Source organism: Pseudomonas oryzihabitans NBRC 102199, from assembly GCF_000730625.1.
Taxonomy (GTDB): domain Bacteria; phylum Pseudomonadota; class Gammaproteobacteria; order Pseudomonadales; family Pseudomonadaceae; genus Chryseomonas; species Chryseomonas oryzihabitans.
In genome coordinates this window covers 58,583-79,549 of sequence record NZ_BBIT01000014.1, presented here as the reverse complement: position 1 = coordinate 79,549, position 20,967 = coordinate 58,583, and the positions used below count along the sequence as shown (strand labels likewise).

Sequence of the window (20,967 nt, the reverse complement as noted above, 5' to 3'; positions counted from 1 at the left end):
CGGCAAAGCGAGGTTTGTGCCAAGCGTGTCACAAAAAAACCGCCCTCCAGGAGGGCGGTTTAGGCAGGACTCAGGCCAATTCGGCAAAACACTCGCCGATAATGGCCAAGCCGCGATCCAGCTCTTCGTCGCTGGCGGTCAGGGGCACCAGGATGCGCAGCACGTTACCGTAGCTACCGCAGCTGAGCAGGATCAGGCCCTTCTGACGCGCCCGGACCACGATCTGACTGGTCAGCTCGGCATCGGGCTGCTCGATGTCGCCGCCCTTGCCCAGCTCCATGGCGATCATGGCGCCCAGGCCACGGACGTCGCAGATCCGCGCGTGCTGGGCGGCCAGTTCACGCAGACCGGCGGTGAGGCGTTCGCCCACGGCCTTGGAGCGGTCCAGCAGGTTCTCTTCCTTGAAGGTCTCGATCACCGCCAGGGCTGCGGCGCAGGCGATGGGGCTGCCGGCGTAGGTGCCGCCCAGGCCACCGGGGGTGACGGCATCCATCACCGTGGCGCGACCGGTCACGCCCGACAGCGGGAAGCCGCCGGCGATGGACTTGGCGAAGGTCACCAGGTCGGCGTCGACGCCCATCTGCTCCATGGCGAAGAAGGTGCCGGTCCGGCCAGCGCCGGACTGGACTTCATCGGCGATCAGCAGGATGCCGTGGGTGTCGCACAGGGTGCGCAGGCGCTGCATGAATTCCTTGGGCGCGGCATAGAAGCCGCCCTCGCCCTGCACCGGCTCGAGGATGATGGCGGCGATGTCGCCGGGGGCGGCATCGTTCTTGAAGATGCGCTCGACGCTGGCGATGGCGTCATCGACGCTGATGCCATGCAGTTCGCAGGGGTAAAGCGCGCGATAGACGCCGCCGGGCATCAGGCCCATGCCGGCCGAATAGGGCGCGACCTTGCCGGTCAGCGACAGGGTCATCATGGTGCGACCGTGGTAGGCGCTGGAGAAGGCGATGACGCCGGCACGCTGGGTGGCGGCGCGGGCGATCTTGACCGCGTTCTCCACGGCTTCGGAGCCGGAGTTGAACAGCGCGGTCTTTTTCGGGAAGTTGCCCGGCACCAGTTCGTTGAGCTTTTCGCAGACCTCGACATAGGGCTCGTAGGCCAGCACCTGGAAGCAGGTGTGGGAGACCTTGGTCAGCTGTTCCTGCACGGCCGCCACTACGCGCGGATGCAGGTGGCCGGTGTTGAGCACGGCGATGCCGCCGGCGAAGTCCAGGAACTCGTTGCCCTCGACGTCCCAGACCTTGGCGTTCTCCGCGCGGGCGACGAAGATCGGGTGGGTCTGGCCGACGCCACGGGCGACGGCGGCGCTGCGGCGGTGCATCAGGGAATCATTGGTGTGGCTCATTGCAGTCCTCGATGGCCGCTCATCGTGGCGGCCGGCTACGGGAAAGGCGCGGACCGGATTCCGGGCAGCATACGATGATCGACTGCCAACGGCCCGGCGTCCGCGCCGGGGGAAAGCTTTGGATCGGCTGAGGGTCTGTCGGGCTTCGACGATGGCGCCGTCTCAACCCAACCTACGGGTGCTGGTAGGTGGAGTTGAGCACAGCTAAGCCCAACAGATCAGCGGCGTCGGGTCAGACGCCCAGGCAGAGGTACTTGATCTCCAGGTATTCCTCGATGCCGTACTTGGAGCCTTCGCGGCCCAGGCCCGAGGCCTTGACGCCGCCGAAGGGGGCGACCTCGTTGGAGATCAGGCCGGTGTTGATACCGACCATGCCGTACTCCAGCGCCTCGGCCACGCGGAACACGCGGGACAGGTCGCGGGCATAGAAGTAGGAGGCCAGGCCGAATTCGGTGTCGTTGGCCAGCTCGATGACCTCGGCCTCGTCCTTGAAGCGGAACAGCGGCGCCAGCGGGCCGAAGGTCTCTTCCTTGGACACCTTGGCGCTCTTGGGCACGTCGGCGAGGATGGTCGGCTCGAAGTAGCTGCCACCGTTGGCGTGGGCCTTGCCCCCGGCGATGACCTTGGCGCCCTGGCTCACGGCGTCGTCGATGTGCTCCTTGACCTTGGCCGCGGCCTTGGCGTCGATCAGCGGGCCGATGGTCACGCCCTCTTCCAGGCCGTTGCCGACCTTGAGCTTGGCCACGGCGGCCTTGAACTTCTCGGCGAAGGCGTCGTAGACGCCGTCCTGGATGTAGAGGCGGTTGACGCAGACGCAGGTCTGGCCGGCGTTGCGGTACTTGGAGGCGATGGCGCCTTCCACGGCCTTGTCCAGGTCGGCGTCGTCGAAGACGATGAAGGGCGCGTTGCCGCCCAGCTCCAGCGACAGCTTCTTGATGGTGGGCGCGCTCTGCTCCATCAGCTTGGCACCGATCTCGGTGGAGCCGGTAAAGGAGATCTTGCGCACGATGGGGCTTTCGGTCAGCTCGGCGCCGATCTCGGCGGCGGAGCCGGTGACCACGCTCAGCACGCCCTTGGGAATGCCGGCGCGCTCGGCCAGCTCGACCAGGGCCAGGGCCGAATAGGGGGTCTGGCTGGCGGGCTTGATCACCATGGTGCAACCGGCGGCCAGGGCCGGACCGGCCTTGCGAGTGATCATCGCGGTGGGGAAGTTCCACGGCGTGATGGCGGCGGTGACGCCGATGGGCTGCTTGATCACCAGGATGCGCTTGTCAGCCTGGTGGCCGGGGATGGTGTCGCCATAGATGCGCTTGGCTTCTTCAGCGAACCACTCGATGAAGGAGGCGGCATAAGCGATCTCGCCCTTGGCCTCGGCCAGCGGCTTGCCCTGCTCCAAGGTCATCAGCCGGCCCAGGTCGTCCTGATTCTCGATCATCAGCTCGTACCAGCGACGCAGCTTGGCCGAACGCTCCTTGGCGGTCAGCGCCCGCCAGGCCGGCAGGGCGCGGTTGGCGGCGTCGATGGCGCGCTTGGTCTCGGCGCGACCAAGCTTGGGAATGGTGCCCAGGGTCTCGCCGGTGGCCGGGTTGTCCACTTTGACGGTGGCACCGCTGTCGGCGTCGATCCAGGCGCCGTCGACATAGGCTTGCTGGCGAAACAGGGAAGCGTCTTTGAGCTGCATTACGGTCTCCTTGGCTGAAAGGGCCGGAAGCAAGGGCATGACACCCCTGCGCCTGCGATAGGGTCAGGCCTGGAAACGCTGGCATCGCCACCGTTCAGTGCCCGCTCGAGCAACGTCCGAACCGCCCTGGGCGTTCGAAATATTGAACGCATCCTAGGAGAATATTGAACCCCCGCGCAAGAGCGCCGGAGCGGTTTTCGCGCGGACTTCCTCCTTGTTTATGCAGCCCTTGCCAAGCCCCGCGAAACAGTCGTTCAAAATCAACAACATCGTGCATCCGGGCATGGACGGTCGAGGGCAAGGTGAGTATGATGGCGACCGATTCAGCGTCACCGAATCGCTGCACTCGTAGCTCAGCTGGATAGAGTACTGCCCTCCGAAGGCAGGGGTCGTGGGTTCGAATCCCGCCGAGTGCGCCATCTCCCGTTCACCGTCGCGTGAACCTCAGCAAAGCCCGCCATCGCACGGGCTTTGTTGTTTATGGCTGTCGCTCAAGCCGTTCCGAGACGCTCAAAACGTTCTGTAAAAGGCGATCGCCAGATCACCGGCGTGAATTATCTGACCATTATCCCTGGCGCTAACGCGATTCTGCTCTAAGCTCTGACCTCTAGACCCGCTCCAACAGGCCGGCCGGATGCCGATACCCTGGTGATCACCCTGCAAGGACGCCTCATGAGATACCTCCTGACCAGCTCGGTCACCCTCTTTCTCGCCGCTCCGCTCCTGACCGAAGACACCGCCCTGGCCCAGGCCGGCCATGCCCTGCGTCCGGGGATAGAGGCAGCGGCGCACGCCCTCAACCTGTCGCTGCTGCAGAGCAGCGCGGTTGGCAGAGGGCCGGTGGCCGACGGCGCGCGGCTGCAGCTGGCGGCGCTGGAACGGCAGGCGCGGCTGGACGACTAGGGCTTCAAGGCGTTTGCCAAGGCCCGGCGCAGAGCCATTCTTGAACGAAGCGCCCGTCCCGGGCTCTCAAGGTCTCCACCATGGCCACCCCGAGGAGACCTGGATGAAATCCCTGATTCCCCTGTTGCTGCTGCCCCTCGCCCTGGGTGCCTGTACCCGGGAGCCGCTTCGGCACGACGATCTCGGCCTGCCCAGCTGCAATCTGCAGCAGCAGCGTGAATTGCCGGGCGAGCTGGGCGGCGCCATAACCGATCCGCGGCAGGCGCATGTATCCATGCGCGCCAATGTGCTGCTGGCGGATGTGAGCACGGCGCGCAAGGCGCAGCGGATCAGTCAGGAACAGGCGACCGCCTTCAGCGAGCGCATTGCCGCGGTGCGCAGCCAGACCGATGCCCTGGTCGGGCAGCAAGGCTTTCTCAGCGCGGCCGAACGCGCCAGCTTCGACCGGGAATTCGACGGGATCGCCATGCAGATCTGCCAGCCGCGCTAGCGGGTGATGGGTAGCGACTGCCAGGCCGGGTCGAACGGCGCGGCCATGAACGGCTAGGATAGTAGAGCCGATCAGGCGGTGGAGCAGCCTGCCGCCCTTCTCTCTTGGCCCCCGGGGACGACCCCGGCGATTGGTGGGCAGCGTTCCGGGACGGCCCGGTTTTACAGGAGGCCGTCGTTGGCTTGGTTCTATCTGGTGTGCGCGGGACTGCTCGAGGTGGTCTGGGCGTTCTATATGAAGCAGTCCGCGGGCTTCACCCGTCTCACGCCCACGCTGATCACCGGGGTCGCCATGGTGGCCAGCGTGGCGCTGCTGTCGATCTCAATGCGCAGCCTGCCGCTGGGCACCGCCTATACGATCTGGACCGGCATTGGCGCGGTCGGCGCCTTCATGGTGGGCATTCTGGTGCTGGGCGAGGCGGCGAGTCCGCTGCGCATCCTGGCCGCCGCGCTGATCATCAGCGGACTGGTGCTGATGAAGCTGACCTCGTCCTGAGCGCCCTCCCCTAGCGCGGGATCACCGAGCGCGCCAGCCAGATGAACAGCAGCCCGCCGAGCAGTCCACCCACGGCCATCGCCAGCAGCCCCTCCAGGGTGCGCGTCGCATAGATGAGCACCGGCATGGGCGCGAAGGCGTCGATCAGGCGGATGGCAGCGACCAGGCTGAGGCTGCTGGCCAGCGGCAGCAGGCAGGCGCGATAGGCACCGCCGTGACGCCCCAGCCAGAGGGCCGCGGCAAAGGCTGGTAACCAAGCGGCGAGCACGATCGCGGCATAGACGGGTCCGAAGCCCAGCAGATCCTCCAGCGAGGTCCGCCAGCGCGTGGGCAGGTCGATCGGCTGGCCGAGCCCCTGGAGGGCCGCCAGGTTGTACTGGGTCTGCACCAGGCTGCCCCAGGCGGTGGCCAGCAGCAGGGCCGCGGCGAATGCCAGCAGGGTGCGCGGTTGCAACAGGGCGCGCCAGAGCGGTTGAGGCATATCGGAAGATCCCTTGGAGAGAGGCAGATGCTAGCGAAAGCGGGTACCCGGAGTAGACCTCAAGCGTTACCTAAAGCTTCCGGCCGCTGGGCCTGGCTGGCCTGGCTGGCCCTGCTGGCGGTTCCGCTGGCCTTGGCGGCGCCGGCCTATCGGATCGAGACGGTGGCGACCGGACTGGACCGGCCCTGGTCGCTGGCCTTCCTGCCCGATGGCCGTGCGCTCCTGACCGAGGGCGCCGGGCGCTTGCGGCTGCTGGTCCCGGACGGCGCAGGTCGCCTCGGGCTGCAGGCGCAAGCCATCACCGGATTGCCGGACCTCTACACCGAAGGCCAGGCCGGACTGTTCGAGGTGCTGCCGGATCCGGACTTCGCGCGTAACCAGCTGATCTATCTCTCCTATGCGACAGGTACGCGCCACGCCAATCACTTGAGGGTGGTACGCGCGCGGCTGGAGGGCGAACGCCTGCAGGACGTCCAGCCGTTGTTCACCAGTCAGCCGGCCAAGGCCTTCGGCCAGCACTTCGGGGCGCGGATGGCCTTGCTCGGCGACGGCACCCTGGCCATCGCCCTGGGTGATGGCAACGTGGAACGTACCGACGCCCAGCGACTGGATACCCATCTGGGCAAGATCGTGCGCATCACCCGCGACGGCCAGGTGCCGGCGGACAATCCCTTCATCAAGCGACCCGGCGCCCTGCCGGAGATCTACAGCCTGGGCCATCGCAATCCCCAGGGCCTGGTCTGGGTGGCCGAGCGCCAGGCGCTGTACGAGCACGAGCACGGCTCCAAGGGCGGCGACGAACTCAATCTGATCCGCAGCGGTGCCAACTATGGCTGGCCGCTGACCACCGGCGGCGTGGACTACACCGGCGCGCGCATCTCGCCCTTCCGCGAATTGCCGGGCATCACTCCACCACTGCTGGAGTGGACCCCCTCCATCGCCCCGGCCGGCATGACCTGGTACGACGGCCAGGGCTTTCCTGCCTGGCGCGGCAGTCTGTTCGTGGCGGCGCTGCGGGAAAAATCGGTGCGGCGAATACCGCTGGTGAACGGCCAGCTCGGTCAGCAGGAGCTCCTGTTCCAGGAGCTGGACCAGCGTCTGCGCGATGTGCGCAGTGGACCGGACGGCAATCTCTGGCTGCTCACCGATGGTGAGGACGGTCAGCTGTTGCGGGTGGTGCCGGGGTAGGAGGGGCCACTGCGAGAGACCCCAATGGCCTGATCAGGCCGCGACGAAGGTGTTGCTGGCACCCAGCAGGGTCAGTTCGTCGCTGGGGTTGTTGTAGGCGTCGTAGACGAAGGCTTCGGGCAGGTAGACGCCGTATTGATGTCCTTCTACCAAATCACTCGCCAGGCGAATGTCCAGCTGGCTGGTCAGGTGTCTCACCGTCGTGACCAACTCGAAGCCGATCTTCGCGCCGGTGGTGACATCGAGCACAAAGGCTTTCTCCAGTACCGTCGGGTCCACCTTCACCGGTATCGGATAGGCTTCCGAGTAAAGATCCCGGGTGCCGCGATAAATGGAGCTGTCGAAAAACAGGTTGATGTGATTTTCAGCACCAGGGCTGTAGTAGGAATGCTGATCGATACCTGTCAGTAGCGGTGGAGTGAAGTCGGCAGGTAGCACCTCGAGGTCACGCGGCAGGGTCGTCACCAGGACGTTTCCAGCCGTATCGGTGGTCTCAACCTGTATCGAGCCCTGCGCATAGAAGCCCGGCTCCAGCTTAGGTGCAGGCCAGCGTCCCTCCCCCTGCTGCCAGGTCTGGCCGCCATCGCTGGAACTGCGCCATTGCTCTACGTCGTTGTCGATGTAGAAGTGGAATCGCAACAGATTCTCGGTGGTAGGGCCATGAGTGCTGAGCAGATAGAGCGCGGCCCCCTGATTGTCGACCTGCCAGGGTGTTTCATTAGTAAGGGTCCGCATGGTGCCACCGTCTTCCCGATAGCTGACCTGCAGCTGATCCGCCTGGTAGTAGCCCGCGACCAGTTGCAGGGTATGGCTGCCGGCGCTCGCGGCGGTCCAGCTCTGCCCGCCATCCAGGCTGTAACTCCAGGCCGTCACCTCATCCGGCAGGGTCACGTCCACCTGGCCGTTGCGGGTGATGCCATCGGTGGCCGACACCCCGGTGTCCTCGTGCAGGGCGAGGCCCGGCGTGAGCGGCTCCCATTGCGCGAGCCGCGTCTGGAACAGCTGCTGATCGGCGCTCTGGCCATCCGGGCGGCCGAGGTAGTCGATCATCTCGACGATGACCGCGGCGCGGGCATCCTGGTGGGTGCTGCCAAGCGTCTCCAGCCGGCCCAGCCAGAAGGCCTTGCCACCGGCATCGGCGCTGCGGCCAAGCAGATCGCCATAGCAGCCGTCGATGAAGGCGCTGGCGCTCTCGTCGGCAGGTTGCGCCTGCAGGCGCTCGGCGCCGTTGAGGAACAGGCGAACCAGTTGGGCGTTGCCCAGGCCATCTTCCAGCTTGGCGACCCAGAAGCGAAAGCCTTCCGCATCCGGGGCGCGGCCCAGCACGGCCCAGTAACAGGCGTTTACCCATGCTGCATTGTCCACGACCATGGTCTCTCCTCCTTGAAGCGGCCACCCGCTGTGGCCGGATCCCTGGCTTATAGAAGGCGGCGGTACGCGGCGCCGACCTGTATCCAGATTCCTGTGGCGTGCTCGACAGCCTTTCGCCTAGGGCGATAAGCAAAAAGCCAGATGAAACGAGCACCTCCATCGAATCGTCGAAAACCCCGACGATTCGTCAAATAAGAGACGACAGTTCGACGCTCTGACGCTCACATCTGACAGCGCCACTTTTTAAGCTGGAGCCTCAACCACGGAGGATCCGCCATGAAAGTCACCCTGCTCGGCGCCGGCCATATCGGCTACACCATTTCGCAATTGCTGCACGCCAGCGGCGACTACCAGGTGACGGTGGCGGATCGCGACGAGCGCGCCCTGGCGGCCATCGCGGCCCTGGGCGTGCAGACCCGGACCCTGGATACCGCCGACGCCAGCGCCCTGGCCGCGGCCCTGGACGACCAGGACGTGGTGCTCAATGCGCTGCCCTATCACCTGGCGATTCCCGTGGCCCAGGCGGCCAAGGCCACCAATACCCACTATTTCGACCTGACCGAAGACGTCAAGGCGACCAAGACCATCCGCCAGCTGGCCGAAGGCGTGAGCAATGCCTTCATGCCCCAGTGCGGTCTGGCACCCGGCTTCATCGGCATCGCCGCCCACTCCCTGGCCAAGCGCTTCGACAGCGTGCGCGAAGTGAAGATGCGCGTCGGCGCCCTGCCGGAATTCCCCACCAATGCCCTGAAGTACAACCTGACCTGGAGCGTCGACGGCCTGGTAAACGAGTACTGCCACCCCTGCGAAGCGGTGCGCAATGGCGAGCTGCAACTGGTGCAGCCGCTGGAAGGCCTGGAGCACTTCTCCCTGGACGGCGTGGAATACGAGGCCTTCAACACCTCGGGTGGCCTGGGCACCCTCTGCGAGACCCTGCAGGGCCAGGTGGAAACCCTGGACTACAAGACCGTGCGCTATCCCGGTCACCGCGACCTGATGAAGTTCCTGCTGGAAGACCTGCGCCTGGCCAGTGACCAGGAGCAGCTCAAGACCATCCTGCGCGGCGCCGTGCCCACTACCATGCAGGACGTGGTGCTGGTGTTCGTTACCGTCAGCGGGATGCGCGATGGCAAGCTGGTGCAGGAGGTGTTCAGCCGCAAGATCTTCGCAGCCGAGCGCGACGGTCGCCTGACCAGCGCCATCCAGATCACCACCGCCGCCGGTATCTGCACCGCCCTGGATCTGTTCCGCGAAGGCAAGCTGCCGCAACGCGGCTTCATCGCCCAGGAGCAGGTGGACATGGAGGCCTTCCTGGCCAACCGTTTCGGCAAGGCCTACCAGCCGGTCTGATCGGCGAAGCTTAGCGGCAGACCAGGGGTCCCATAACGGAACAGTTGCCGTTAGAGGACCCCTCGTCATGCTCAGCGTCGCCATCGTCGGTTGCGAACAGATCCACGCCCAGGACTACCTGGACACCAGCCTGGCCGATCCGCGGGTGCGGGTGGTGGCGGTGGCCAGCGAACGGGATCCCGCCCGCGCCCGGCGCCTCGCCGCCCCTCATGATCTGCCGGTAGTGGACGACTTCACCCGGCTGCCCGAAGTGGACCTGGCCTTCGTCACCACCGCGATCGAGGATCACGAGGCGGCGGTGAGCGCCCTGCTCCCGCGCGCTCGTCATCTCTTCGTGGAAAAACCGCTGGCCGTCTCGGCCGCCCGAGCCACCGCCCTGGCCGAACAGCTCACCGGACGGTGCTGCTTCAGTGGCTTCTATCTGCGCACCGATCCGGCCCTGCAGCTGTTGCGCCAGCGGGCGCGGGACGGCGACATCGGTAACCTAAGTCACCTATCGCTCACCGCCGGCCACCCCGGGCTGCTGGAGGGCTGGCTCAGCGACTGGCCGGCGCACCTGGACGAGCGCCGCATGGGCTATGGCGCCTTTGGCGATCTGGCGGTGCACCTGCTGGATTTCAGCGCCTGGCTAAGCGGTGAGGCCCTGACCGTCACGCACAGTCGGCTGGACCGCGATCCGCGCTGGCCACTGGATCATGGCGGCGAGGCCCTGCTCCAGGCCGGTGCTCTGCCGATTCATCTGCGTGCCAGCGCCACCCTGCGCGGTCCGCGCCTGGCCATTCGACTGGACGGCAGCGAGGGAACCCTGGAGCTCTCCGCGGGGCGGCTGGTGCTGCACGACGCCAAGGGCCATCGCCAGGTGCTGGCCGAAGGGGTGGACCCCGGCGTACCCCAGGGCGCCCAGGCGGTGTTCGATCAGTTGCTCGGCCAGCCGCGGCCGGAACTGGCCAGCCTGGCGGAGGCGCTGGCGGCCAATCGGCTGCTTGATGAGCTCTATGGGCGCGTTGAAGGCGGATTCGAACGCTCCGGGGCCACCTAAAGGTCGGACTGTTGGTGCCGATAGCGAGGGTATCCAGCGCAACTTGCTGATACCCACCTCGCAGAAAGGAAGGCTCCATGGTCTGGTTCAACAATCTGGCGCTGGCGAAGAAACTCGCCGTGGCCTTTGGTCTTTGCACGGCGATCACCCTGGGCATTGGCGCAGTGGGCATGAATGGACTCAACAGCCTCAATGCGCTGCTGAATAACCTGCTGGGCGACAATCTGCGCTCCATCGTTCTGCTCAACGACGCCAAGAGCAATGTCATCGGTCATAACCGCGACCTCTTCCGCCTGCTGTCCATGGCCTATGGCGAGGCACCCCAGAACGACCAGGAGGCCGTCATCGCCTCCATGAAGAGCAACCAGGCCGATGCCGAAAAGCCCTTCGCCGCTTACCGAGCCACCCCGCTGGAAGACGATGAAAAGCAGGCTGGCGATGCCTTCGAGCGTGACTGGAAGACCTATATCGCCGGTGTCGACAGCATCCTGGCGCGCTTGGCCGCCAAGGATGTGGCCGGTGCGGCCAAGCTGCTGAACGAGCAGGTGCAGCCCACCTATCGCAAGACCATGGCCTCCTTCAAGATCATGGTGGAATCCAACAAGCGCCAGAGCACCGAAGCCGGGGTCGAGGCAAAAACTACCTATGACAAGGCCTTCTGGACGCTCGCCGGCGGTCTGCTGCTGGCCACGCTCTGCGCCCTGGCGCTGGGCATCGTCATCACCCGAATGATCGTCACGCCGATCCGCCAGGCGGTGACCAGCGCCGAGCGCGTCGCCCAGGGCGACCTGACGCAGTCGATCCAGAGTTCGCGCCGCGACGAGGCCGGGCAACTGCTGCAAGCGCTGGGTGGCATGCAGCGCAGCCTGAAAGACACCGTGCAACAGATGGCCGGTGCCTCCAGCCAGCTCGCCGCGGCCGCTGAGGAACTGCACGCCGTGACCGAGGAGACTTCCCGGGGTCAGGTCCGCCAGCACGATGAACTGCAGCAGGCTGCCACCGCCGTCAACCAGATGACCGCGGCCGTGGAAGAGGTGGCGCGCAATGCCACCTCCACCTCCACCGCCTCCCAGGACACCAGCCGCGAAGCCCAGCAGGGTCGCGAGCAGGTGCAGCAGGCGGCCCAGGCCATGGCGGTGATGACCGGCGAGATCACCGATTCCACCCAGAAGGTACAGACCCTGGAAGGCCAGGTGCGCGAGATCGGCAAGTTGCTGGAGGTGATCCGCGGGATCGCCGAGCAGACCAACTTGCTGGCGCTCAATGCCGCCATCGAGGCCGCTCGGGCCGGCGAACAGGGCCGCGGCTTCGCGGTGGTAGCGGACGAGGTCCGCGCCCTGGCCCATCGCACCCAGGGTTCCACCGGTGAGATCGAACGCATGATGAGCGCCGTGCGCAGCAGCGCCGAAGAAGCGGTGAGCGCCATGCACAAGAGCCAGTCCCTGGCCGACAGCACCCAGGCGCGCGCCAACCAGGCGGGTGAAGCCCTGGACCGCATCGCCGCCGGGGTCGCCCAGATCGAGGAACGCAACCTGGTGATCGCCAGCGCCGCCGAGGAGCAGGCCCAGGTCGCCCGCGAAGTGGACCGTAATCTGGTCAATATCCAGGACCTCTCCACCCAGACCGCCACCGGTGCCCAGCAGACGGCCGCCTCCAGCCAGGAGCTGTCGCGACTGGCCACCTCGTTCCAGGGCCTGGTGGCGCAATTTCGTTATTGATCGGCCGTTCAGGAAACTTCCGACCAGCGGTCAGCGTGCCCTCGCCCCTGCGAGGGGCAGGCTTTCGGCATGGCCATGGACCGGCTGACCCGGCGCGCCCATGTTCGCAATTGAACATTGCGCGCCCGCGCGGCTCTGAGCTGAAACACCTGAATGGATGCTCCCATGCGCTTTACCTACGATGCCCGTCGCAGCTATCGCCTGATCGGCCTGGACGATGGCCGTCTGGCAGGCCAGTTGCTGTGCGGGCAGCTGTACATCATGGTCGCCGGGGATGGCAGGCAGCCAGAGTCCTATGCCCAGCTGGAAGACGACCAGCTGCGCACCGCCGAAGGCAGGCTGATCGGCTGTCGCGAGGCGGATATCCTCACCCTGCAACGGACCGGTGTCGCCCTGCGACTGGAGCCGCTCGACGCCTGAGCGAGACCCCTAGCGCGGCCCCCTTTGTTCTGGGCCACCACCGGGCCCGCCGTGGCCACCATTACCACCCCCTCCAGGCGGTGGCATGAACAGCCAGCAACCGGACAGGGACAACAGGGCCGCCAGCACGGCCACCTTGACGCCTTTCATCACCACCTTTAACTCCACTCCAGAAGGGCCCTTCCCTTCTCGTCGTCATTGGACGCCCGGGCGGGCCGGAAAAGGCGTAGTCGTGGGTAAAAACGGGGTAAGAAAGCTGTCCAGCTCGATACAACCCCTATGAATCGGCGGGAACCTCTCAAGCGCGTTGCGGCTCCATTTCCTTGAACGTCATCGAAAAGATGCCAAACGGGCGCCTTTTGGCCCCCTTCAGGAGATGTCATGTCCAGCGACAACCAATACGCCATGCAGAACCCCCTCACCCAGTATCCCCAGCCGGAATTTCCCAAGCAGCCCCAGGAGGCTCCGGGTCTGGCCCAGGTCATGGAGCCGCGCCCCGATCATGGCGAGACCAGTTACAAGGGTTTCGGTCGACTGGCCGGGCGCAAGGCGCTGATCACCGGTGCGGATTCGGGGATCGGTCGGGCTACGGCCATCGCCTATGCCCGGGAGGGTGCCGATCTGGTGCTGAACTACCTGCCCGAGGAAGAGGCCGACGCCCAGGAAGTGGTCAAGCTGGTGGAAGCCGAAGGTCGCAAGGCCGTTTGCGTTCCCGGTGACCTGAAGGACGAAGCCTTCTGCACCCAACTGGTCAGCAAGGCCAAGGAGGCCCTGGGCGGTCTGGACATCCTGGTCAACGTGGCCGGCAAGCAGACCGCGGTGCAGGACATCGCCGAGCTGACCACCGAGCAGTTCGACGCCACCTACAAGACCAACGTCTACGCCCTGTTCTGGCTGTGCAAGGCCGCCCTGCCGCACCTGCCGGCCGGCGCCGCCATCATCAACACCACCTCGATCCAGGCCACCCAGCCTTCCGAATTCCTGCTGGACTACGCCTCGACCAAGGCGGCCATCACCAACTTCACCAAGGCCCTCGCCAAGCAGGTCGCCAGCAAGGGCATCCGCGTCAACGCCGTGGCTCCCGGTCCCTTCTGGACCCCGCTGCAGCCCAGCGGCGGCCAGCCCCAGGAAAAGATCCCCACCTTTGGTGGCGAGACGGTGTTCAAGCGTCCCGGGCAGCCGGCGGAACTGGCACCCATCTATGTGCTGCTGGCTTCCCAGGAATCGAGCTATGTGACCGGTGAGGTCTATGGCGCCACCGGAGGCATGGGCTGACGGCCGTGGCGGCCTTCGACCCCGCCCGCCAGGACGGCTACGCGCCCCTGGCGGGCTATGCCGCCCTCTCCGACGGCCGTTCGGTCGCCCTGGTGGCGCCGGACGGCTCGCTGGATTGGTGGTGCGTACCCAACATGGATTCCGCCCCGCTGTTCGACCGCCTGCTGGACGCCCCGGCCGGCGGTTTCTTTTCAATCGCTCCGGTGGCCGACTATCGCGTCGAGCGGGCCTACCGGGAAGACAGCAATGTGCTGGAAACCTGTTTCCACACCGTTGATGGCAGCGTGCGTCTGACCGAGTCGCTCAACAGCGGCTCGGCCGGTCGCCTGCCCTGGTGCGAACTAGGGCGCCGGGTGGAAGGCATCTCCGGACGGGTCGAACTGCGCATCGAACTGGTGCCCGGCACCCAGGGCCAGACCGTCTCGCCCTGGATGCGCAGCACGCCCAATGGCGAGGTCATGCACGTCGACGGGGTCATGGCCACCCTGAGGTATTGCGAGCGGCTGGAGATCCTCCAGTGCGACGACCGCCGACTGGTGGCACGCCTGGTGCTGGAAGCCGGGCAACGCAGCGTCCTGGCGTTGACCGCGACCGAGAACGAACCGCTGGTGGTGCCCTCGCTGGACGAGGTGGACCAGCGCATCGACCGCAGCGACCAGGCCTGGCGCGAGTGGGCCCAGGGTTTTGCCTATCGCGGCGAATTCCTCAGCGAGGTGAAGCGCTCGGCGCTGGCCCTCAAGCTCTTGCTCTACTCCCCCACCGGCGCCATCGTCGCCGCGGCCACCACCTCGCTGCCGGAACGCATCGGCGGCGACAAGAACTACGAATACCGCTATGCCTGGGTGCGCGATGCGGTCTTTGCCATCAAGGCCTTCCTGCGCCTGGGTGCCCTCGGCGAGGCCCAGGCGGCCCTGGCCTGGATCCAGAACGTCATCCGCCGCCACGGCAATCGCCTGCACACCTGCTTTACCCTGCAGGGTGAGCTGGCACCGGCAGAGCGCACCATTCCCGTGCCGGGCTATCGCGACTCCCAGCCGGTCCGCGTCGGCAACCGGGCCAGCGCCCAGTGCCAGCTGAGTCTCTATGGCGACTTGCTGGAGACCTTTCGCCTCTATGCCAGCAAGGGCCATGTGCTGGATTTCGCCACTTCCAGCCTGCTCACCGACCTGGCCAATCTCTGCGCCGATGGCTGGCGCCAGCCGGATGCCGGCATGTGGGAGCTGCCCGAAGAGCGCCACTACACCCTGTCCAAGCTGGGCTGCTGGTTCGCCCTGGATCGCGCCGTGACCCTGGCCCGCGAAGGGCACATCCCCGACGCCATGTGTGGCCGCTGGGAGCGCGAGCGCGATCGCATCCGCGACTGGGTCAACGAACACTGCTGGAGCGAGCGCAAGCAGGCCTATACCTTCTATGCCGGCACCGAGCGCCTGGACGCCGGCTTGCTGCTCGGTATCCGCTTTGGCTTCGACGGGGGTGAGCGGTCGGTGAGTACCCTGGCCGCCATCCGCCGCGAGCTGGCCCGTGGCCCGCTGGTCTATCGCTACAGCGGCGCCGAACGGGAGGAAGGGGCCTTTCTCGCCTGCTCCTACTGGATGGTCGAGGCGCATGCCGTGCTGGGCGAGGTGGATCAGGCGCGCGAATTGATGCGCGAGGTGCTGGCCGCCAGTCTCAATGGCGTCGGCCTGATGACCGAGATGCGCGATCCCCATGACGGCGCAGCCCTGGGCAACTTTCCCCAGGGCCTGAGCCACCTGGCCATGGTGCATGCGGCGCTGATTCTGGAAGAACCGGAGCCCGAGGCGTGAGCGATCTGGATTTCAGCCGTCCGGTGGACGAGGTCGCCCGGCAACTGATCGGCGCCACGCTCAGGGTCGCGGGCGTCGGCGGCCTCATCGTCGAGACCGAGGCCTACGACGGCGAAGACCCGGCCTCCCACAGCTTTTCCGGCCCGACTCCGCGCAACCGCGCCATGTTCGGCCCGCCCGGCCATGCCTATGTCTATCGCTCCTACGGCATCCACTGGTGCTTCAACCTGGTGTGCCGCGAAGCCGGGCATGGCGCCGGCGTGCTGATCCGCGCGCTGGAGCCCCTGTGGGGGCTGGAGGTGATGCGCGAACGCCGGGGCGGGCTGGCCGATCGCCTGCTCTGTGCCGGTCCCGGCAGGCTGTGCCAGGCCCTCGCCATCGACGGCAGTCACGATGGCCTGCCGCTGACCGAGCCGCCCTTCCTGCTGGAGCCGGCGGCTGCCGAGGTGGCGGTGCTCGCGGGCCCGCGCATCGGCATCAGCCGCGCGCGCGAGGTGCCCTGGCGCTTCGGCCTGGCCGGTTCGCGCTATCTGAGTCGTGGTTTTCCTGGCTGAGCATCGCCGTGCGGTGCTGGCGCCGGCCGCGACGCAGATCGAAGATCAGGGTCAGGAGGCCGAAGGCCAGAATCGCCAGGACGATGCCCAGGCCGAGCAGCTGCTTTTCCATATTGTCCTCTGATGCTGTCGATGAAGCGCGCTAGGCCGCGCGCGCGGCGGATTCGGCCCGGCGCCGCAACGAGCGGCGCAGGATCCAGGTCAGGGCGAGACTCAGGGCGGCCATGGCCACCAGCAGCAGCGAATAGGACAGCCACCAGGGATGGCCGGCGGTCATCATGCTGAATTCGGACATGCCGCCGATGCCGGCGATGAGGTTGAGCGGCAGGAACACCACGTTGATCAGCGTGAGGTTGCGCAGGGTCAGGTTCATGCTGTTGTTGGCCAGGTTGCCGCGGGCATCCATGAGGCGGGCGAACACCGTGGCGTAGAGGTCGGCCTGGCGGCGGCACTGGTCGTTCTCGATGATGAGGTCTTCCAGGCGCGCCCGCAGCGCCTCGCCCAGCTCGCGCCTTTCGGCGACTTGCCGCAGTCGGTCGAGCACCACGCCGTTGCCCTGCAGGGCGTTGATGTAATGGATCAGGCTCTCGCTGAGATTGAACATCTGCAGCAGATGCTCGTTGCCCAGGGAGCTGTCGAAGCGCTGCTGCAATTCGCGGCCGACCAGCCTGATGACCTTGAGATGCCCCTGGTAGTGATGGACGCTGCGAAACAGCAACTCCACCAGCACATCCAGCGGATCGTGCAGCGGCTGCACCGGCCCCTCGCCGGCCAGCAGCGACGGGCCGGCGGAGATGACCACCAGCCGCTCGGGATGCCAGAGCAAGCCGAAGGAAGACACCTCGAAGGCGAAGCGCGCCCCGCCGGCATAGCGTTCCGGACGCTTCCAGATCAGGAAGAGTTCGTCGCCCTGCACTTCCAGGCGCGAGACCTCGTCCGGGTCGAGCGCCGAGGCCAGGCGGTGGCTGTCCAGGGGAAAGGCCTGCTGCAGCCAGGCGCGCTCCCGGGCATCCGGATCGCTGCACAGCAGCACCGGCGCCGAGCGGTCGCCCGCCGGCAGCAGGCCACCCTCCCGCAGGGTGAAGGCTTCGATCATAGCGTGCTCCTACCAGCCTTGGCGCCGCTGCTCCAGGCGCCGGACGAAATCCTCCAGCACCCGTCGATAGAGGCCCTCGCCCAGCAGGCCGTCTTCGATGCCGGCGTCCAGATTGGGGTTGTCGTTAACCTCGATGACCACCAGCCGATCCCGATCCTGCTTGAGATCGACGCCATAGAGGCCATCGCCGATCAGGGCGGCGGCCTGCACCGCCAGCTCCACCACCGCCGGAGGCACCGCGGCGATGGCCACCGCCTCGCAGCGCCCTCCGGTACTGCCGGATTCCGCCTTGTGGTTGTAGATCTGCCAGTGACCGGCGGACATGAAGTAGCGACAGGCATAGAGCGGTTCGCCGGCGAGCACGCCGATACGCCAGTCGAATTCGGTGTAGAGGTATTCCTGGGCCAGCAGCAGCACCGAGCGCTCGAACAACTCCGCCGCGGCCTGGCGCAGTTCGGCGGCGTCGGCCACCTTGAGCACGCCGCGGGAAAAGCAGCCGTCGGGAATCTTCAGCACCAGCGGATAGCCCAGGCGCCGCCCCACCTCTTCCAGCTCCTGGGGTCGTTCGCGATAGAGGATCTCGGTACGCGGCATGCCTAGGCCGTGCTGGGCCAGCAGGTCGCTGAGAAACACCTTGTTGGTGCAGCGCAGGATGGAGGCGGGATCGTCCAGCACCACCAGGCCTTCGCTCTCGGCCTTGCGGGCGAAGCGATAGGTGTGGTCGTCGACCCGGGTGGTGGCGCGGATGAACAGGGCGTCGTATTCCGCCAGCCGGCCGTAGTCCTTGCGCTCGATCAGCTCCACGGCCACCCCCAGATCACGCCCGGCGGCGACGAAACCGGCCAGGGCCGCGGCATTGGAGGGCGGCAAGGACTCCTCCGGGTCATGCAGGATGGCCAGGTCGTAGCGCGCCTGGCGCCGCGAGGCCGGTTGCCGCCAGATGCGTCGGTTGAAGGCATCCAGGGCATCGGCGAAGGCGTATTGCTGGGCGTCCTGCAGGCGGTGCAGGGCGCCGCTCTTGATCCCGGCGATGTGCCAGTGGCGACTGTGGCGCAACTCCACCTGCAGGATCGGGCACGGGAAGGCGTCGAACAGCTGCCTGGCCAGCGCCTGCAGCGGCGCGAACTCGGTGCGGCCAAAATAGAGGTTGAGGGTGAAGCCCTCGGTGGCGCCCAGTGGGTGCTCGGCCAGCGCCTGGTCCACCAGGGCGTCGAGGTCTTCCAGCAGCAGGCCGTAGAGCGCCTTGCGATTGAGTTCGCTCAGGGTCCGCACCGAGGGGATGACGCGATGACCGCGCGCCTCCGCCAGCAGCGAGCAATAGTAGCCGTGGCCCAGGTAGCGGTAGTTGCGACAGAGGTTGAGCACCTGGATGCGGCCACCGCCCGCGGTGAGACGGCGGTCTTCCAGATACTCCTGGGCCGTGACGATGCTTTCGCTGGGCAGGTAGTCCGACCAGTCTTCCTTGCGCTCGACGATGATCAGCAGGGTGCTGCTGGCCGGCAGGTGCAGCACGGGTTCGGGACGGGGAACGGGGGTGGCGACGGGCAGGCGGGCTTGAATCGCGACCATGATGCGGACCGGGCTCTGGCGGAAGGGGTGTCCAGCAATACGCCTTCCGCCGGCGGCTGTCCCGCGCCGTTACGCAGGCTTTATGCCCTGGCGGCGGAGTTGACCGAGACTTTGCGCCGGGCACGTCGTTCGGCGGTTGGCTAAGCTTGGCGAACGTCCTGCCCTGGAGTCCTCATGAAGCCCCGTCAGTTGCTGCCGATCGTCCTGCTGTGTCCCCTCCTCGCCCAGGCCAGCCTGCGTTGTGGCCAGAGTCTCGTCGAGGAAGGCGACAGCGTCGAACAGGTCCTCGCCGCCTGTGGCGCTCCTGCCGAGCGCAAGATCAATCCGCCGGCACTGCGCAACAACAACGTGCCCAAATTCAATGCCGCCGAGACCCAGTTCTGGACCTATGCCCCGGAGAACGGCGCCTCGCGTCACCTCAAGTTCATCGACGGCAAGCTGGTGGAGATCAGGGTGGAGCGTTAGTGGGCGGGAGCTTCCCTCACCCCAACCCTCTCCCAGAGGGAGAGGGGGAAAGCAGCGGCTCCGGCGTAGGTTGGATTGAGCGCAGCGAAGCCCAACAGGTGCCAGGCGAGTCTCGCCATCGAGCAGGCAAGAGCCTCCCTCACCCCAGCCCTCTCCCGGAGGGAGAGGGGGAAAAGCAGCGGCTCCGGCGTAGGTTGGATTGAGCGCAGCGAAGCCCAACAGGTGCCAGGCGAGTCTCTCCATCGCGCAGGCAAAAAAGAACCGCCCGAGGGCGGTTCAAGCGGAGCACGACCTGAGGGCCGTGGTTAGAACTTGGCTTCCAGGTCCAGCTGCAGGGTCTTCACATCGGCATCGGTGCGGAAGCGGCTGGCGGTGTCGGACTCGGCGAGGAAATAGGTCAGGCCGACGCCGAAGTTCTTGTCGATGTCGTAGCCGAGCTTGAGCTTGTGGCCGCGGGCGCCGGTCGAGCCGTTGCCGAAGTCGGAGTCGGTGAAGGCGCCCACCACGGCGTTGCGCTGGACATCGCGGTAGTTGTATTCCAGGCCGACCCGCTGCATCAGCTTGGTCTTGGCGCCCACCAGCCAGGCGGTGTCCTCGCCGTCGTCGGCCTTGTCGTTGACCACGTACTGGCCATAGAAGGACAGCGGCACCCACAGCTTGGTCAGGTCCAGCTGGGCGAAGCCCTCGTAGAGCTGGAAGCGGTCGGTGGTGTTGCCATTCACCGCCAGGGCGCAGGGCGAGGTGACCGAACCGGTGGTCGGGCAGGTGCTGTCCTGGTCCTTGTCGTAGGCGTAGACGCTGCCGCCGACCATCAGCTTGGCGGCATCGCCCAGGTTGAAGCGACTGCCCAGCTGGCCGGCGTAGAGGCGCAGGTCGTGCTTGAACTCATAGCCCTCGCCGTCGACGTTGTCCTTGAGCACATAGTAGCCGGTGCTGCCGAACAGCTCGGCGCCGCCGCCGAGGTCGTACCTGTAGGTGCCGGCCAGGCCTTCTGGGTTGATGTCGGCGTCCCAGATGACGTCGCCGGTGCTGACCCACTGCTGGCCCATCTTGCCGCCCACCAGGTGCAGATTCGGCAGCGCCGTGGGGTGGTAGTCGATATAGGCCTGATCCAGCCAGAGCTGCTTCTTGTTGAAGTAGCCGTTGAGGTCCTGGTTGGTGGAGCGGGCATCGTCGCCGCCGCCGGTGGCGATGCGGATGCCGGTGTCCACCTGCGGATTGATCTCGCTGTAGGCGCCCAGTCGCGCCCGGATGCGCTGGCGGTCGCGGTCGCGACCGTTGTCCGGCTCGCCGCTGATGTCGATGCTCTCGTGGCGCACCCGCACATCGCCCTTGATCTGGGTCTTGGCGGCCCAGGCCAGTTTCTTCTCGAAGTCGGAGGTCTTCTGCTGCTGGGCGACCTGGGCGGCGCGCGCCTGCTGCTCCTGCTGCAGGTCGCCGCGCAATTCGGCGTACTGGGCGGGGGTGATGGAGCCGTTGGCCTTGAGCATGTCGAGCAGCTTCTCATCGACAGCGGCACTCGCGGTGGCCGAGCAGGTGGCCAGGAGCACGCCCGAGAACAGCGCCGTGAATCGATAAGGGTTAACAGACATCGGCAGATCTCCTTTCAAGACAATCCAGGGGTGGTGGCTGGCAGTGCAGCCCGTCACGAAGCTGGGTCAGTCTCGGCAGAAGAGATGTCGTTTTGCCTTCAATAAAGTAAAACTTTTAATACAA

Annotated in this window: 19 protein-coding genes, 1 tRNA gene and 1 pseudogene; 14 read left to right on the top strand and 7 right to left on the bottom strand. The window is 66.3% G+C overall.

Annotation, left to right across the window (positions count from 1 at the left end):
- Positions 1-70 precede the first annotated feature (70 nt).
- Together gabT and gabD are read right to left on the bottom strand one after the other, a co-directional pair.
- Positions 71-1,351 carry a 4-aminobutyrate--2-oxoglutarate transaminase gene (gene gabT / locus POR01S_RS16115; RefSeq protein ID WP_042137048.1) on the bottom strand — a complete coding sequence of 427 codons (1,281 nt, stop codon included), beginning with the start codon at positions 1,349-1,351 and terminating at the stop codon, positions 71-73.
- A 232-nt stretch (positions 1,352-1,583) separates the two neighbouring features.
- Positions 1,584-3,032, bottom strand: coding sequence for an NADP-dependent succinate-semialdehyde dehydrogenase (gabD, locus tag POR01S_RS16110; RefSeq protein ID WP_027600146.1), 1,449 nt, complete (start codon positions 3,030-3,032; stop codon positions 1,584-1,586).
- A 342-nt stretch (positions 3,033-3,374) separates the two neighbouring features.
- Between gabD and POR01S_RS16105 the strand changes: the two genes are divergently transcribed.
- The 4 genes from POR01S_RS16105 to sugE all read left to right on the top strand — a co-directional run bounded on the left by POR01S_RS16105 (position 3,375) and on the right by sugE (position 4,920).
- A tRNA-Arg gene (locus POR01S_RS16105) sits at positions 3,375-3,451 on the top strand.
- A 253-nt stretch (positions 3,452-3,704) separates the two neighbouring features.
- Positions 3,705-3,935: a hypothetical protein gene (locus POR01S_RS16100; RefSeq protein WP_039975808.1), complete on the top strand. Its 231-nt coding sequence runs from the start codon at positions 3,705-3,707 to the stop codon at positions 3,933-3,935.
- Positions 3,936-4,038: 103 nt separating this feature from the next.
- A complete protein-coding gene (locus tag POR01S_RS16095; RefSeq protein ID WP_042137044.1) occupies positions 4,039-4,425 on the top strand; it encodes a hypothetical protein in 387 nt (128 codons plus the stop codon).
- A 177-nt stretch (positions 4,426-4,602) separates the two neighbouring features.
- A complete protein-coding gene (sugE, locus tag POR01S_RS16090) occupies positions 4,603-4,920 on the top strand; it encodes a quaternary ammonium compound efflux SMR transporter SugE (RefSeq protein WP_042137041.1) in 318 nt (105 codons plus the stop codon).
- A gap of 10 nt (positions 4,921-4,930) precedes the next feature.
- Here the strand turns inward: sugE and POR01S_RS16085 are convergent, their stop codons facing one another.
- Positions 4,931-5,401 carry a hypothetical protein gene (locus POR01S_RS16085; protein WP_042137040.1) on the bottom strand — a complete coding sequence of 157 codons (471 nt, stop codon included), beginning with the start codon at positions 5,399-5,401 and terminating at the stop codon, positions 4,931-4,933.
- Between the two features lie 27 nt (positions 5,402-5,428).
- On the opposite strand from POR01S_RS16085, the gene POR01S_RS16080 reads away from it, so the two are divergent.
- Entirely contained in the window at positions 5,429-6,589 is a 1,161-nt protein-coding gene (locus POR01S_RS16080) for a PQQ-dependent sugar dehydrogenase (protein WP_255211835.1), read from the top strand.
- Between the two features lie 33 nt (positions 6,590-6,622).
- On the opposite strand, the gene POR01S_RS16075 is transcribed toward POR01S_RS16080, so the two are convergent.
- On the bottom strand, positions 6,623-7,960 hold the full coding sequence (locus POR01S_RS16075) for a DUF4214 domain-containing protein (protein WP_042137038.1): 1,338 nt from the start codon (positions 7,958-7,960) through the stop codon (positions 6,623-6,625).
- Between the two features lie 276 nt (positions 7,961-8,236).
- On the opposite strand from POR01S_RS16075, the gene POR01S_RS16070 reads away from it, so the two are divergent.
- From POR01S_RS16070 to POR01S_RS16040, 8 genes and pseudogenes are all read left to right on the top strand, one after another.
- Positions 8,237-9,310 carry a saccharopine dehydrogenase family protein gene (locus POR01S_RS16070; RefSeq protein WP_042137036.1) on the top strand — a complete coding sequence of 358 codons (1,074 nt, stop codon included), beginning with the start codon at positions 8,237-8,239 and terminating at the stop codon, positions 9,308-9,310.
- A gap of 67 nt (positions 9,311-9,377) precedes the next feature.
- Positions 9,378-10,349, top strand: coding sequence for a Gfo/Idh/MocA family protein (locus POR01S_RS16065; RefSeq protein ID WP_042137033.1), 972 nt, complete (start codon positions 9,378-9,380; stop codon positions 10,347-10,349).
- A 77-nt stretch (positions 10,350-10,426) separates the two neighbouring features.
- Positions 10,427-11,209, top strand: a pseudogene (locus POR01S_RS24345) (MCP four helix bundle domain-containing protein); the annotation flags it as partial.
- A complete protein-coding gene (locus POR01S_RS24340; RefSeq protein ID WP_415625121.1) occupies positions 11,204-12,067 on the top strand; it encodes a methyl-accepting chemotaxis protein in 864 nt (287 codons plus the stop codon). The pseudogene POR01S_RS24345 and the gene POR01S_RS24340, both read left to right, overlap by 6 nt.
- A 165-nt stretch (positions 12,068-12,232) precedes the next feature.
- Positions 12,233-12,487 carry a hypothetical protein gene (locus POR01S_RS16055; RefSeq protein WP_027600137.1) on the top strand — a complete coding sequence of 85 codons (255 nt, stop codon included), beginning with the start codon at positions 12,233-12,235 and terminating at the stop codon, positions 12,485-12,487.
- Between the two features lie 381 nt (positions 12,488-12,868).
- Positions 12,869-13,762, top strand: a complete 894-nt coding sequence (locus tag POR01S_RS16050) for an SDR family oxidoreductase (RefSeq protein ID WP_007160746.1) — start codon at positions 12,869-12,871, stop codon at positions 13,760-13,762.
- 5 nt (positions 13,763-13,767) lie between these two features.
- Positions 13,768-15,567, top strand: coding sequence for a glycoside hydrolase family 15 protein (locus POR01S_RS16045; protein ID WP_042137030.1), 1,800 nt, complete (start codon positions 13,768-13,770; stop codon positions 15,565-15,567).
- On the top strand, positions 15,564-16,121 hold the full coding sequence (locus tag POR01S_RS16040; RefSeq protein WP_027600134.1) for a DNA-3-methyladenine glycosylase: 558 nt from the start codon (positions 15,564-15,566) through the stop codon (positions 16,119-16,121). The genes POR01S_RS16045 and POR01S_RS16040 overlap by 4 nt, the downstream gene beginning before the upstream one ends.
- Positions 16,122-16,263: 142 nt before the next feature.
- On the opposite strand, the gene POR01S_RS16035 is transcribed toward POR01S_RS16040, so the two are convergent.
- Entirely contained in the window at positions 16,264-17,217 is a 954-nt protein-coding gene (locus POR01S_RS16035) for a magnesium transporter CorA family protein (protein ID WP_042137028.1), read from the bottom strand.
- Positions 17,218-17,226: 9 nt separating this feature from the next.
- Positions 17,227-18,786: a RimK family ATP-grasp domain-containing protein gene (locus POR01S_RS16030; RefSeq protein ID WP_081875227.1), complete on the bottom strand. Its 1,560-nt coding sequence runs from the start codon at positions 18,784-18,786 to the stop codon at positions 17,227-17,229.
- A gap of 174 nt (positions 18,787-18,960) precedes the next feature.
- On the opposite strand from POR01S_RS16030, the gene POR01S_RS16025 reads away from it, so the two are divergent.
- The gene (locus POR01S_RS16025) at positions 18,961-19,251 is read left to right on the top strand and encodes a DUF2845 domain-containing protein (protein WP_042137026.1); all 291 of its coding nucleotides are present in this window, start codon (positions 18,961-18,963) and stop codon (positions 19,249-19,251) included.
- Positions 19,252-19,556: 305 nt separating this feature from the next.
- Here POR01S_RS16025 and POR01S_RS16020 read toward each other — a convergent pair whose 3' ends face one another.
- Positions 19,557-20,843 carry a putative porin gene (locus tag POR01S_RS16020; RefSeq protein WP_027600130.1) on the bottom strand — a complete coding sequence of 429 codons (1,287 nt, stop codon included), beginning with the start codon at positions 20,841-20,843 and terminating at the stop codon, positions 19,557-19,559.
- Positions 20,844-20,967 lie beyond the last annotated feature (124 nt).